Source organism: Fibrobacter sp. UWB1 (assembly GCF_002210325.1).
GTDB lineage: Bacteria > Fibrobacterota > Fibrobacteria > Fibrobacterales > Fibrobacteraceae > Fibrobacter.
The window spans coordinates 101200-115404 of sequence record NZ_MWQL01000004.1; the positions used below are offsets into that span (position 1 = coordinate 101200).

The 14205-nt window shown below is 51.7% G+C and carries 10 protein-coding genes; 9 read left to right on the top strand and 1 reads right to left on the bottom strand.

Translation table 11 applies throughout. The features are described 5' to 3' along the window. Window positions 1–171: 171 nt before the first annotated feature. The 7 genes from B7988_RS05020 to B7988_RS05050 all read left to right on the top strand — a co-directional run bounded on the left by B7988_RS05020 (window position 172) and on the right by B7988_RS05050 (window position 9835). A complete protein-coding gene (locus B7988_RS05020) occupies window positions 172–513 on the top strand; it encodes a hypothetical protein (protein ID WP_072798295.1) in 342 nt (113 codons plus the stop codon). Between the two features lie 80 nt (window positions 514–593). Beyond that, window positions 594–1631, top strand: a complete 1038-nt coding sequence (locus B7988_RS05025) for a hypothetical protein (RefSeq protein ID WP_073056366.1) — start codon at window positions 594–596, stop codon at window positions 1629–1631. Beyond that, window positions 1628–2791, top strand: a complete 1164-nt coding sequence (locus B7988_RS05030) for a glycosyltransferase (protein WP_088657067.1) — start codon at window positions 1628–1630, stop codon at window positions 2789–2791. Before B7988_RS05025 ends, B7988_RS05030 begins: the two co-directional genes overlap by 4 nt. A gap of 47 nt (window positions 2792–2838) precedes the next feature. Further along, window positions 2839–4857 carry a sulfatase-like hydrolase/transferase gene (locus tag B7988_RS05035; RefSeq protein WP_249268855.1) on the top strand — a complete coding sequence of 673 codons (2019 nt, stop codon included), beginning with the start codon at window positions 2839–2841 and terminating at the stop codon, window positions 4855–4857. Window positions 4858–4893: 36 nt separating this feature from the next. Next, complete coding sequence (locus B7988_RS05040) at window positions 4894–6330, top strand: polysaccharide biosynthesis C-terminal domain-containing protein (protein ID WP_088657068.1); 1437 nt, start codon at window positions 4894–4896, stop codon at window positions 6328–6330. Between the two features lie 6 nt (window positions 6331–6336). Next, window positions 6337–7167, top strand: coding sequence for a glycosyltransferase (locus B7988_RS05045; protein ID WP_073321384.1), 831 nt, complete (start codon window positions 6337–6339; stop codon window positions 7165–7167). 25 nt (window positions 7168–7192) lie between these two features. Continuing rightward, window positions 7193–9835 carry an MMPL family transporter gene (locus B7988_RS05050; protein WP_088657069.1) on the top strand — a complete coding sequence of 881 codons (2643 nt, stop codon included), beginning with the start codon at window positions 7193–7195 and terminating at the stop codon, window positions 9833–9835. 157 nt (window positions 9836–9992) lie between these two features. Here B7988_RS05050 and B7988_RS05055 read toward each other — a convergent pair whose 3' ends face one another. Then, window positions 9993–12011: an alkaline phosphatase family protein gene (locus B7988_RS05055; protein ID WP_088657070.1), complete on the bottom strand. Its 2019-nt coding sequence runs from the start codon at window positions 12009–12011 to the stop codon at window positions 9993–9995. Window positions 12012–12050: 39 nt separating this feature from the next. Between B7988_RS05055 and lptC the strand changes: the two genes are divergently transcribed. Both lptC and B7988_RS05065 read left to right on the top strand, forming a co-directional pair. Continuing rightward, window positions 12051–12914: an LPS export ABC transporter periplasmic protein LptC gene (lptC, locus tag B7988_RS05060; RefSeq protein WP_249268856.1), complete on the top strand. Its 864-nt coding sequence runs from the start codon at window positions 12051–12053 to the stop codon at window positions 12912–12914. Continuing rightward, window positions 12911–14200: a hypothetical protein gene (locus tag B7988_RS05065; RefSeq protein WP_073321375.1), complete on the top strand. Its 1290-nt coding sequence runs from the start codon at window positions 12911–12913 to the stop codon at window positions 14198–14200. The genes lptC and B7988_RS05065 overlap by 4 nt, the downstream gene beginning before the upstream one ends. The last annotated feature ends 5 nt before the right edge of the window (window positions 14201–14205 follow it).

Here is a 14205-nt window from a genome sequence, read left to right on the forward strand (position 1 = left end):
TATATAGTGCTCTGAATTGATGAATAACTCTTAAATTATGCGAATCTGTGCCAAATATTCGCTATAATCTCAAAAAAATCCGAAAAAAAGACCCCTTTGGGTCTTTTTTTACTTGATTTTTCTATTTTCAGAATGGATATTATAGGAAAAGATTTTTCAAGGAGCTTAAAAATGAAAGCATCAAGTTTTTTTGCTGGTCTTGCCTTGGGCGCTGTTGCTGCTATTGCCGCCTCTAAAAAACTCAAGGCCATGTGCGACGACGAAGATGATTCTTGCGACAACGATGCCGCGCTCAAGGATGCCGAGGACACCGTCCAGAGCCTGCGCAACTCTGCCGACAGCTTGCTGAACGATCTCAAGACCCAGACCGAAGCCAAGCAGACTTACGCTGCCCAGTGCGAAGATCTTAAGGACCAGCTTGCAAAGAAAGACGCCGAAATCAACAACTTGAAGAACGTCTGCGACAAGCAGGCCGGCGAAATCAGCAAGCTCGAAGCCGCCCAGGCAGGCTAATTAACCTCTTGTTTTTGCAATTTATCCGATTTCCGGCAAGGGAATCGGAGTTTTTCTTATAATAAAGGTATATTTGACCCATGACAAAGTACCTTTTTGTTCTGACGAGTTCCCCGAAGGATTTTTTCTGCGAACAGACGCTGGTGGCGATTGCCTCTTTGCGTGTGCATAACCCGGGCGCCTTTGTGACGCTCTTGACCGACGACAAGACGGCGGCGACTCTCACTGGCCCGCGTGCGGTCCTTAAAGACGCGGTGGACGAACTCAAGGTACTGACCCTCGACGAAAAGTTTACGCCCATGCTGCGTTCCCGCTACCTCAAGACGGTCATGCGCAATGTGGTCGACGGCGATTTTCTGTACATGGATTCCGACATCGCGATTGTGGGCGACCTCTCGATTCCCGAGGAATGGAAGGGCGGCATTTACGCGGTACTTGACTTCCACACGAACCTCTCGAAGGCCATCAACCGCAAGAAGGTCTTGAACAACGCGAAGATGATGGGCTTCTCGCCGATTCTAAACGACGAAATCTTTAACGGGGGCGTGATGTTTGCTGCTGACACTCCCGAAGCCCGCAAATTTTTTGAGACTTGGCACGAACTCTGGCTCTATTGCGTGTCCAAGAATTTCCCCTACGACATGGCAAGCCTCGCCGAGACAAACTTCAAGTTCAACTACATCACGCAAAAAATGCCCGGCGGCTGGAACTGCCAGCTGGCTTACGGTAACCGCTTCTTGCCCACGGCGAAGGTGCTGCACTTCTTCGGTTCGCGAATCATCGATACCCGCGGCCACAAGGTGCCTGCCAGCATGGATTTGTTCCTGCCCAAGATTTTGCGCAAGGACTTCTACACGAACCTGAAGAACATTCCGGTGAAGGTCAACGCCGACAAGAGCATTACGATTAATGAGTACTACGACGATGTGATTGCTCACGCCAAGGAAGAATTTGAATTCCAGACCCGTAAGGTGGGGGCGGCGGGCGCCTACATTATCCGCAGCTACGCCTTCGCCAAATCGCTCGCCTGGATTTATAAGAAGATGCCGTTCCTCGTGTTCCCGCTGAGAATTTTGGGAACGCTTCTCGGGAAGGATAATCGCGGGGGCCGCAAGTGAACCTGCTTTTTAATCTGGTCGCGGTACAGCCGATTCACAGCGCCAAGTTCCACGGCGGTGGCTCTTACGGCGAAGTGATTTTCTGGGCGCTGGTCAAGCGCGGCGTACAATTCAGCTGCGCCTACGATAGCCGCAAGTACCTGGATCCGATGATTCTCGATGCCTGCAAAACACAGAACATTCCGCTGTTCGACATTAACGAAAAAACGCCGCAGCAGATTATCGACGAAAACCAGATTGACACCTTTTACACCCCGCTTTATTCGCTCGAAAAAAAGTGGGATATTAATGTGAGGGATTTCGTGTTTACCTGGCACGGTGTGCGTGCGCTTGAAATGCAGTACAGCTGGGCGGGCGTCGGTTTCGCCAAGAAACTCGGACAAAAATTCGAAGCTTTGGTACGCTACCGCGAAAGTTGGAAAAAGTACTTCTACAAGCCCAAGTACCAGGCGCTCGCGGCCCGCATGGCCGAAGGCAAAGCCCGTACCATTACAGTGAGCGAACACAGCCGCGCCTCGATCAAGTCGTTCTTCCCGGAACTTCTGGATTTGGAAATTCCGGTATTTTACAGCCCCATGACGGCATACGAACCCGAAGGATTTTTGCCGCCGGGAGTGGCTGCGAAAAAGTATTTCTTGCTCACGAGTGGCGCCCGCTGGGAAAAGAATAACCTGCGTGCGGCCAAGGCTTTTGATGAACTGGTCGGAATGTACCAGTCGCAGGGCAAACCGTTTGATTTCAAGATGGTCATTACCGGCGCTACGAATGCGCGTGCCTACCTGCGCCACCTCAAGCACAAGGACCGCTTTGTGCTTCTCGGCTATGTCGAAAACAGGGAACTGGAATTCTTGCACCAGAACGCCTACGCTTTTGTATTCCCGAGCCTGAACGAGGGCTTTGGCTACCCGCCGGTGCAGTCCATGCGCTACGGCGTGCCTGTGGCGGCAAGCGGTACGACATCGATTCCCGAAGTCTGCGGCGATGCGGTGCTGTACTTCGACCCGTATTCCGTGAGCGAAATCAAGAACCGCCTGGTGCAATTGCTCGATTCCAAGATTTACGACGAGTATGCGGCCCGCGCGCCCGAGCGCTATCTTGAAGTGCATACCCGCCAGAATGAAGACCTTGAACATACCATTGATTTTATTTTAAAGCGTTAACCCAATGTCCTCCCGGCCTTGTGCCGGGATCTCCTTTGTTTGTAAAGATGAGCCTGCTTAATAAATTGAAGAACCTTCTGAAAAATCCCTACCTTGCGATGGCGCTTGTGGCCCTGGTGGTGCAGAGCGTACTGTTGATTTTCTTCTATAGCTTGCCCGATCCCTTGGGTCTTTCGATGTCCGAAATGTTCGAAGGCAAGACTCTCTGGCAGATTTTTATGGCTTTCGGTGCGGTGCTTGCCATGGCGGGCCTCTTCGGCTTTGCGCGCGCTCCACGCGGTCTTGCGTTTTTTTACGGGCTCTACTTTTTTGCCGCGGTAGCGGACTACGATGTTTTCCGCTTTTCGCACCAGCGTCTTTCTTTCTCTTTCTTGCGCACGTATTTCCATATTTCAAACATCACCGATGCCACGACGGTTTCGACTCTCGGTGGCGACATGCTCGGGACGGTACTTTGGGTAACGATGGTAGTCCTCTGCCTTGCGGGCGCAATTGCATTTGTAACCGTCTACTCGCTTAGGCTCCGTAAACAGCGCCGTACGCTCGTGCTTAGCAATCAGGGTGGCGCCTGGAAGAGCGCCTCCCGTAAAATTCCGGGAGCGATGTTCGCCATTGGCATGGCTCTCTCGCTTGTGCCGCTCGTGCTGTTCCTTACGGGCACTCGCGGCTGGATCGAAATCCCCGTGACGCACACGAAAGTGGACATGCGCTTTACGCTCGGCAAGCACACGCTGACGGCGCCGATTCTGCACATTGCCGCGGTTGAAACTTTCGAATTCATTCACGACAACGCCAAAATCACCGAAGAGCTGGTGAGTGATTTGGATGCCTTCTTGCCGAAGGATTTTGCGGCAGGTCGCAAGAATTCCCTTGAACTTCCGATGTACCGGAACGCTCCCACGCACGAATACAAGGCGAAAAAGCCTTACAACATCGTGTTCATTATGGGCGAGTCGTTCAAGGGCCGTATCTTTAACAAGATGCTCGAAGGCGATACGACTGTGGCGCCGAATATCTGGAAACTTGCAAACGGCGGCTACTATGAAAAAGATTCCGCCGGCAATTCGCTGGGTGGCGGTCTCTGGTTCAAGCATGCCTTTAGCGGAGGTTACCCCACGGTACGCGGTACAATGGCGACATACATGGGGTTCCCCTCGCACCCGAACCGCGATGTGCCGAGTTTTTATGCTGCAAACAAGTTCAAGGGCTGGCCTGAATTTTTGACAAACTATCAGCGCGCGTATGCAACGGTTTCGAACCCGATTTTTGACCATACGCTGCCCTTTATCGAAAAGTTCTTCGAAAAAGATTGGCATTTGATTGGTGAAGAAAAAAGTGAAGGCACTGCCGACAGCTTGGGTGCAAGCCTCGCTATCGATGTGCTTGCCAAAATGCCGACCGATAAACCTTGGCAGATTTCTTTCAACACCATTGCGTCGCACATACCGTTCTACGGCTATCCCAGTGATTTTGCTGAAAAGCCTGACGACGCCATGGTTCGTTACCGCAATGCCGTTCGCTATACCGACAAGCAACTCGGCCGATTCTTCGATTCGCTTTCCAAGCGTCCCGATTTCAAGAATACGGTAGTCATTGTCTTGGGCGACCACGACACCCCTGTAGATTCTATCGATTACAGGGTGCCGCAACCGCTTGGCCTTTCGGCATCGCAGATCTTTATCGGAATTTTCTCGGCAGATTCCGCCTTGTTTAACGGACTTACCGTTCGCGAAGATGTGGCATCGCAGCTCGATTTGGGCCCGACGATTTTTGATCTTGCGCAGGTGCGTGAACCGAACCATTTCTGGGGTTATGACTTGCTCGCGCAGGAACGCCCTGCAAGTCAACCGTCGGTGTTCTTCTCGCAAAACGCGTACTACTTGGGCTTCCGTGACCATGTGCTTACGGGCGGCCTCGAAAACGAAGATGTTTACCGAGCAGGTGTCGGCGGCGAAAGCCCTTATGCAATCACGACCGATGCAAATGATCTTGCGTGGAAAAAGAAAGCGGTGGGTGCTGCAAAAGCCGTGCGCTCTGTGCTGCGAAATGATATTATGATGCCTTAGTAAATTAGGTCCCAATTTTCTATATTGCGAGTAATTATGAGTAATCTGGAAGCAGACAGCAAGTTTTTAAAGAAGGCTGTGATTATCAACGTGGTGGGGGCGATTCTCAAGGTTTGCGGCCCGCTTTTGACTTTTTTGATGGCGCGTGTTTTTGGCGCCGCTGAATTTGGCATTTTTGTCTCTGCGCAAACGCTTCTCTTGACCATTGCCCACTCGGCAACGCTTGGGCTCGATAAGGGCCTGTATTGGTACCTCCCGCAAAACAAGCTGAATGGCCGCCCGGCTTATGACGGCATCATGAATTCCTTTTGGGTGTCGGCTCTGATTGCGCTTTTCTGCTCGCTCGTGATTTTTGTGGGTTCCTTTACGCCTTATATTTCCAAGGAACTGCCTTGGTATGGTATTTCGCTTTTGTTCTACGTGGGCACATTCGTCTTTAGCACAGCTTCCGAAGGCAATCGCCGTCCACAAAACGCCGTGTTCGTAAATTCCTTCCTTACGGTAACGCTTGCCCCGGGTGTGTCGATTGCGCTACACTTCCTGGATATTCCCCATGCGCTTCCGTTGGGCTTGTTTGTAGGCCAGATGGCTGGATTCATTGTGCATTTTGTGCTGGTGCGCCGTCAGTTCCCCGACATGCCGCTTCACCCGGCCTTGCGTGTGCCCATGGTTCTTTTGAAGTATTCGCTTCCGCTGGGCTTTGGTGAATTCGTCGCTTCGTTCTTGATTCGTTCTGCCCTCTGGATGGTCATGCTGTTCCTTGGTCCCGAAAAGGCGGGCGCCTTCGGTATCATGGTGACGATTTCGAATGCTCTCCAGACGATTCATGTGGGCTTTACACCGATTTTGACCCCGGTTGTTGCCGGCATGGAAAAACAGCGCTTGAGCACGGACTTGAAATTCGTCTATAGCTATTGCGTGTTCATGGTGACGCTGATCCAACTTTTGATCGGTTTCTTTATCGTCTTGTTCCCGAGCGAAATCCTGAGCATTGCGGGTAAGGACTTTATCGTGCAGCCCGAAGCTTTGGGTATTTTGCTCTTGGTGCACTTGGGTACCGGATTTGGCGGACTTTCCGTACTTGTTTTGAAGGGTATGGGCAAAAGCCTTTACACGTTGATTATGGATACGATTTCCCTTGGCTTGACGCTTGGGATGGGCTATCTGTTGATTCCGAGATTCGGCCTTGTGGGGGCGGCGCTTGCCATGTTGAGCTCTACGCTGTTCTCTGCAATCGTCAATAACGGTTACCTTTACAAAATGGGCTTTAGGCTTTATTCGTCCAAGCTTATTTCGCAGGTGCTTTGGATTGTGGCCCTGGTTGCGTTCTATATTGCCGTGAATACAGGGAAGTTGCCCATGGTGTTATGGCAAAAAGTTGTCGCATATTTGGTGATTGTGGGCCTGCTTGGCCTTTACTGGAAACTCGTAAAGAAGTATTTTTCTGCAAGCGCTATTTCAAACAAAAAGTAAAAGACTATGATTCCCAAGAAAATTCATTACATTTGGCTTTCTAACGATCCGCTGCCGAAGCTTCCTCAGCTGTGTATTGAAAGCTGGAAACGTCATTGTCCGGATTACGAAATTATCCATTGGGACATGGCCAAGTGCGAACAGATTATCAAGAACGTTCCGTTCGTCCGCGAAGCGGTTGAACTCCGTAAGTGGGCTTTCGCAAGCGACTACATTCGCCTTTATGCGATTTCAACAGAGGGCGGTATCTACTTGGACAGCGATGTTTACCTGTACCAGAGTTTTGACAGGTTCCTCGACCACCGCTACTTTACGAATATCGAGTTTACGACTCATTTCAAGAGAAATAAATCTTGGAAAAAGTTGAACGAAGACGGCACCAAAAAGAACAAGGACGAAATTCCTTTGCCGGGCCTTGCTTTCCAGGCTGCTATTTTCGGTGGCGAAGCGAATCACCCGTTCTTAAAGAAGTGCATGTCGTACTACGAAAATCAGAAATTCGTTTTGCCGAACGGTAAACTGAATATCGAAAATATCGCTCCGTTTGTTTATGCGCACATGGCAATGGACTTTGGCTTTGTCTATAAGAACCAGATGCAGAACTTGAAAGACGATATGGCCATTTACCCGAGCAAGATATTCTTGCCCAGTTGCGACGATGTCGATTACAAACCCGTGGCCATTCATGTTACCAGCGGAAGCTGGCGACCGCTGTCCCACAGAATCGGGCGCTTCTTTAGGCGCTTGCCGATTATCATCCAAAAGTCTTTCAAGCCCAAGCAGACGATTGATGATGTCTTGAATAGTTACGAATCTAAAAAAGCAATAGAATTCTAATACACCTTTTTATTGAAATCCTGATATGGCTACAAAAAAGACGATTCCCGAAAGATTTTCTAATTGGTACATCCCCCTCATTTGTAAGCACCAGTACAAGGCTCTTGCCTTTTACCTGATTTTGGCGCTACTTTTTGCCATTCCCATCTTGTTTAAGCCGGGCCTTAAGCTAGATGCCGACCTTTCGCACCTGCTGCCCGAGGGCACGCCGAGCGTGAAGGCGCTTGAGGAATCGTACCAGCGTTTCGGTTCCACCGACAAGTTCATGATCGCAATCCAGAGCGAAGACTTGAACTTGGTGGTGGCCTTGCAGGATTCCATTGCCGATTACATCCACAAGAACTGGCAGGGAGATTTCGTTTCTACACAGGTCGATAACGACAACCAGTTCTTCAAGGACAATGCATTGCTTTACTTGCCGGTAAAGCATTTGGAAAATATCCGCGACAATCTGGAAGACTTGCAACTGGAAATTGGCCGCAAGAACGGTCCGCTTGTTGTAGATTTGCTGAGCGACGCCTCGACTGATTCGACAAGCGCAGGGGTTGACAGCGCCGCGTCTGCAGAAAATGCTCCCGCGAAAAAGAAACGCGTGTGGTTTGATGAAAACTTGCCGCAGGAATTGGGTCTCCCTGACGAAGCGGTGAGTGCCTTTGACGCATTCTTCAAGAAATCCAAGGGCGACACAATCGATGCGAAGGCCGCCTCGAACGAAGAAGTGGAATGGGATTCCAAGTCGACGATTCCTTCTGAACTCAAGAACCGCCTGGTCGGTTCCCCGCGCCCCGACAGCACTGGCAAGATTCTCTATAACGGCGTGGTGAACGCAAAGCTCATCAAGCCCTCTACCGACTATGAGTTCGTGACGCATATCTTGGCCCGCACCGATTCCCTGCTCGCTTATTTCGGCGGCAAGACGTACCCGGTGCCGACCCGCTTTACGGTGGAAGGCACTTACGAAGGCCTCAAGGAAGTGGACGAGGTCGCGAACGATTCCATCTTCTCGTTCGGCATCAGCCTGGTGCTCATCATCTTCCTCACCATCTTCTTCTTCAGGAGCGTGAAGGGCCCGATTCTCGTGACGGCATCGGTGCTGTACGCCTGCCTCCCGACGCTTGCGTTTACTGCCCTCTTCTACGGAAAGTTGAATCCGTTCACGGTGTTTGTCGCCTCCATCATTTTGGGCATCGGTATCGACTACTCGATTCACATTTTGGGCACTTCGCAGAAGTTGCTGCACAAGTACGCGACCCTCGAAGAAGTGCTGGAACATGCCCAGAGGAAGATGCTCAAGCCTTTCGTGCTCGCAAGCTTCACGACGATTGCGGCTTTCCTCACGCTCCTTGCCGCGCACTTCCGCGGGTTCTATGAGTTCGGCGTGGTAGCCTCGATGGGCGTGCTGTTCAGTATGCTTACCTCGGTGCTCGTACTCCCGGTGTTTATCAAGTGCATGGGTGGTATCCCGAAGGCTCCGGAAAATTCCCTTTTGCCCAAGTCCTGGGACGAGGCGAAAATCCTCAAGTTCTTCAAGTATGTGGCCTTTGCGAGCTTTGCGCTTGGTGCAGTTTCCATTTGGTTTGCACAGGATGTGGACTTCGAACACAACCTCCGTAACCTGCGTCGCGTCTCGACGAACGTATCGGCCTCGAAGAACAAGATTTCTACGAAGGTGACGCGTGCTACAGGTAAGGCGGTAACGTCGACACCGGCCGCCGTGATGGGAAGCAAGCCCGAACAGCTCGACAAACTTTATGACACGCTGATGGTGCGCCTCCATGTGGAGCACGATTCCACACTCGGCAGTTTCCTTACGCTCAAGAGCTTTGTGCCGCCACAGGATTCGCAGAAGCAGCGTCTTGAAATTATCGAAGAAATTCGCGACCTTGCCGAAGCCCGCGTGTTTGACCGCGCCGAGGGCGAGGATTCCGTGAACGTTGCGAACCTCCGCAAGCTTTCTGCCGTCGAGAATACGTTTACCGCCGAAGATGTCCCGAGCTGGACACTCGACCTGTTGCGTGAAAAGGACGGCAGCTACGGCAAGATTGGCTTTATCTATGGTGACTTCCCGAGCTGGGACGCCCACGCCCTGCATCGCTTCCAGGAACGTTACGGCCACTGGAATTTCGACGGCGAAGACCTGCGCACGTTCTCCTCGCAGTTCATTCTCTCTGACGTGATTGATTCAGTAAAGCAGGATAGCTTCAGGCTTGCGCTGGTGATTATTCTCGTGATTTTCGGTACGCTCGTGATATCGTTCCGCAAACCGAAACTCTTCCTCGCGGGTTGCGTGTCGTTCGGTATGGGTACGCTTTTGACCCTCGGGCTGCTCGGCTTCCTGACGGACTTGTTCGAGTTCGGGAAGATAAGCATCTACAACGTGATCGTTATCCCGATGGCGCTCGGTATCGGAATCGACTCCACGATTCACATGATTACCTCGTGGATGAGTGACAAGAACCTGACGCTCCGTCAGTTGATGGATACCACCGGCCGTAACGTGATGGCAAGTTCCACCACGACCATCGCGGGCTTTGTCGGGTTCCTGTTCACGACGCACCGCGGCCTGAAGGGCATCGGCGACCTCGCATGCATCAGCATCGCGATGTTCCTCATTACGAGCATCATCTTTACGATGTATTTGTGCGGCACCTGGCTCAAGAAAAAATAGCCTCGCTATAAGCTTCGCATAACATCCTTGCAGAAATCTAATCGGCTCGGCAATGCAACCATATAAATATGCTTGCGCTGCACTCGCCTCATAGATTTTCTCGGACTCTCGCTGTACTAATTGTACAGCTTCGGTCCTGCGGCATCGCGTTTAGAATTTAAAGCCCGCGTTCGAGCGAGTAATCCGAAATCTTGAGCAATGTATCGAGGGTCGCTGACAAGCGGCCTTCTTCGTTTTGCAGCTTGCCGGTGAGTTCGTTTTCTTGACGCAGGTCGCCGTCGGCAAAGATGTGCGTCTCGTCCTGGGCGGGGTACTTCGCGATAAAGCGGTAACCGTCAAGCCCGATGGCGGCGTAGCCGGAATAGGCTCCGAGCGAAAGGCCTGCGAGTGGTTCCGGCACGGAATCGGCCATATGTTCGCGCAGCAAGTTATGTCCCATAAATATATTCGGCACGGCAAATCCCGCAAGTTCAAGCACCGTGGGCGCGATGTCAATCTGCGCTGCGGTTGTGGTGTCACGGACGGCGTCAAGCCCCTTCCCGTGAATAAAGAACGGAATCCAGCTCACGTTCGAAAAACCGCCGCCGTTCATGGTAGAAACGCCGTTTTCACCCAGGGGGAATCCGTGGTCCGCCATGATAATCACGTAGGTGTTCTTGTACCATTCCTCGTTTTCGATCGAATGGAAGAATCGGGCGATTTGCCTGTCGGCGTAATTCATGGTCACGTTGATGCGTTCCTGCAACGGACGGTTCTTTTGCTCGTCGGTCATGCCCGCGGCAAAGTTGAACGGGTAATGGTTGGAACGCGTCATGAGTGTGGCAAGGAAGGGCTTGCCTTCTTTAGAAAGGGTGTCGCGCACGTATTCGATCGCATGGTCAATAAAGGTGGAGTCGTCTTCACGTTCGCGGTTATAATGTTCGGCGGTGTACCACTTGGACATCCAAACGCCCAGATTATCCCAGGCGGGGTCGGCGGCAGACATGTAATGTGTGCTGTAGCCGTTTTCGGTCAGTACCTGCACAAAGCTCGGGAGCGTTACGTGGGCAAGGTCTGTTGCCTGCGCGAGTCTGGAATGGTGCGGAATGCCGATGTGCGTCGAAAGCACGCCGCCCGTGGTCGGCACGCCGCTGGTATGCATGCGCATCCACACGTGGGAATGGGCGGCGAGCGAATCCATGAACGGCGTGGGCGAGGGCTGGAGTTGCGGATTCATGTAGCCGGTATTCCAACCGCGCTGCGATTCCATGAGTACCAGGATAAAGTTGGGCTGCATTTCGCGCTGGGCCTTGAGCTTTTCGCTGTTCAGGAGTTCTGCACTCGGCACACGGTAAAGCGGGAGTCCGTTGCCCTCTTTGGCGTCAGAGAATTCCCAATCGGAATCGCCTTCGATTTTTTGCCACAAGTTCTGGTAAGCGGTGCGGTAATTGCCAAGCTCGGCATCTGTGAGGCCAACGATTTTCTTTGCAACAAACAAGTCATTATAGATTAGCGAAACAACCGGACGGAGCTTTGTCATGCGGGCGTTTCCAGTCCAGATAAAGTAAACGAACAGGTAAGAGGCGATGTAGAAAATAATCATCGCAATTACGGATTTCTTGACGTAGAATCCGTCACTGGGGCGGTACCACTTGCAAAGTAATCTGTAAACGCCGTAAGTCAGCGGGAGCATGAGCGCGAGCACTACAAACTGCAAGTACGGTACGGACAAATCGTTCGCTACGTAATCGTAGAAAACAATGATGGACGAAGTGTCTTTATAGGTGTCGACAAGTCCAAAAGTCAGGTGGCCGCCCAGGAAACGCTGGGTTTCGTTGTCGAGCAAGGTCAAAAGCAGAATCGCAGTGTGAAAAACGGCATAGAGTACAGTGGTGATTTTCACGACGACTGCTTTGAGTGTCTCCTTGCCGGCTGTAATGCGGTAAACAATGTCGCCCAGAATCAGGAACACCACAAGGGCGTTCACAATCCACAGAAAATCGATGCACACCGCATGGAAAATGAACCAGTCCGGCTTACTTACAAACGGGAATCCGTAGGGGTTGCTGCGGAATAAAAGCAGCACGCGCAAGATAATATGAGTGACCCACGCCGCAAGTGAAATCAGCACCAGTTTCTGAAAGGGGGCAACGCTTGCCGCCACTTTCTTCAAAAAGCCGAGAATAGTAAGTTTCATGTGTTTAAAATAGAAAATCAAATTATGTATATTTGGCCTATGATTCTTCAAAAGTGGGCGTTGATACCTTTATTGCTGACCGGTCTCATTGTGACCGCTTGCGAAGAAATTGAAGAAGAAAAGCCCTGGCTGCAGGTAGAGCGCCCCGAAATGCTTTTTACTGACACCACCCTCATGGATAGTTACGACAAGGGTGTGCTGGCCTGGAAACTCAAAACAGCCTATTTGGAACGCTGGAGCGACAAGGAAGTCGTGTTTGTGCGCCCGGTGCTGGTAGATATTTACGATTCTCTCGGAGAACGTACTGCTTTTTTGCGAGCTGATTCTGGCCGCATGGATTTGAAGTTTACTTACGTGTATGCCTACGGCCATGTTTACGCCCTTACGCCTAAGGGCGCCTCGGTGCGCTCGGACTCCTTGATTTGGAACAAGGGAGACAACCAGGTGACCACCGAAAGCTACGTACGCGTGGTGAGTGAAGAAGGCGACGTGTTACAGGGCCGCGGCTTTGTGAGCGACGCTCACATGGACAACTGGCGCATTCTTTCGGACGTGACAGGCATCTTTCAAGATGCAGCCCGCCGTTTAAAAGAAGAAGACAAGAACCAGGCCAAAGAAATCGAAACCCGCGACAGCGTGGAGGCGGCAAATCCCGCGCTCACTCCAACTCAGGCGGCTCCTACTCCGACGAATTCTCCTATAAATTCTGCGCCTGCTGCAAAGTCTGCTCCTAGCACGGCTCCTGCTTCGAGTTCGGCGACGCAGCCTGCTGAAAAGCCTGCAGAATCGGATTCTTTGAAGAAGGCGGCCACAAAGGCCGCTACCAAGATGGAAATGGACTTGTTCAAAAAGATCAAGAACCGGGGTGAACGCGCCAAAGCAAAGCAGAGGGATGCCGAATGATTTTGCGCCTTTTACCTCTGTTGCTTGCCGCACTGCTTGCGACAAGTGCCGCTGCGCAGACTTCGCCCTTGATCATGAAACATGCCGACAGCCTTGCTGTCGCCCGCAAGCGCGGAACGCTCTTGCTGCAAGGGCGAGTGCATTTCATTCACGACAGCATCCAGTTCCGCACCCAGCGCGCCTTCTGGAACAAGAATGACGAAAGCGTGCAGTGCAACGGCGGCTTCCTCTTTACGCACCCTTCGGGCTACATTAAGGCAGTAAACGGCTTGTACCGCAAAAAAGTCGGAATCGCGACCGCTTCGAGCGATGTACACGCCGGCGACTCGGCAAACTCCTACCTGTTCACGGGCGAATATCTGGAATATGACCGCGAAAACGAAATCCTTACCATGCCGCAAAAGCCCAAGCTTTACCAGTACGAAAAAATGAAAAGCGGCAAAATCGATACGGTGACGATTTCGGCCAAGCGCATTATCTACAACAAGAAAGATTCCTTCGCTCAAGCTTTTGATTCGGTAAAGGTCACGCAGAACGACATGGTCGTCACTTGCGATACGGGCTATTTCGACCGCAAGAACAACTGGCTCAGCATGAAGGGCCACCCGACTTGCGACATGAAGAATTACCACCTTACGGGCGATTCCATTTTCTTGGTGCTGGATTCTGCGGGCAAGTCTCTCAAGTCGGCACTCGTGATTCGCAATGCCCACGGCGTGCAGCAAGAAGATCCCAAGCGGGGCGCCCCCGGCAGTGTGACCGAAGCTTTTGGCGATACCCTTTACGCGCAATTCAATAACGACAAAATCGAGCGCCTTTACGTGAATCTGAACGCCCGCGGATTCTTCTACGAAACAGACCTCAAGGATTACCGCAACTTGATGGACGGCGATCGCCTAGACCTGTATTTCAATCAAGGGAAGATGGACAAGGCGGTGGTGTCGGGCAAGGCTCAGAGTACGTATTTCTACGTGAAAAAGGACCGCTCCGTTTCGGGCAAGAACGAAGCCGCCGGCGATACCATTCACATTCTGTTCGACGCTCAAAAGAACGCGGTCAAGTCGCTTAAACTCTTGGGCAGCGCAACCATGGCAAGCGGTCGCTACATTGACATGGAAAAGACGGAACGCCTCAAGAGAGAGGCTGAGGCTGCAAAGGCGGCAAATAAGGATATTGACAAAAAGAACGAATCCGACGATAATAAAAAAGCCGGTAACTTAAAAAGCAAATTGGATATAATGCGAAAAGCCCGTGAAAAGGCAATCGCACCGCCGAAAGATTTGTAAATTGG

Excerpts from the sequence above, each read along its gene's own strand:
- B7988_RS05020 (WP_072798295.1), top strand. The coding sequence starts at position 172 with ATGAAAGCATCAAGTTTTTTTGCTGGTCTTGCCTTGGGCGCTGTTGCT.
- B7988_RS05025 (WP_073056366.1), top strand. The coding sequence starts at position 594 with ATGACAAAGTACCTTTTTGTTCTGACGAGTTCCCCGAAGGATTTTTTC.
- B7988_RS05035 (WP_249268855.1), top strand. The coding sequence starts at position 2,839 with ATGAGCCTGCTTAATAAATTGAAGAACCTTCTGAAAAATCCCTACCTT.
- B7988_RS05040 (WP_088657068.1), top strand. The coding sequence starts at position 4,894 with ATGAGTAATCTGGAAGCAGACAGCAAGTTTTTAAAGAAGGCTGTGATT.
- B7988_RS05045 (WP_073321384.1), top strand. The coding sequence starts at position 6,337 with ATGATTCCCAAGAAAATTCATTACATTTGGCTTTCTAACGATCCGCTG.
- B7988_RS05050 (WP_088657069.1), top strand. The coding sequence starts at position 7,193 with ATGGCTACAAAAAAGACGATTCCCGAAAGATTTTCTAATTGGTACATC.
- B7988_RS05055 (WP_088657070.1), bottom strand. The coding sequence starts at position 12,011 with ATGAAACTTACTATTCTCGGCTTTTTGAAGAAAGTGGCGGCAAGCGTT.
- lptC (WP_249268856.1), top strand. The coding sequence starts at position 12,051 with ATGATTCTTCAAAAGTGGGCGTTGATACCTTTATTGCTGACCGGTCTC.
- B7988_RS05065 (WP_073321375.1), top strand. The coding sequence starts at position 12,911 with ATGATTTTGCGCCTTTTACCTCTGTTGCTTGCCGCACTGCTTGCGACA.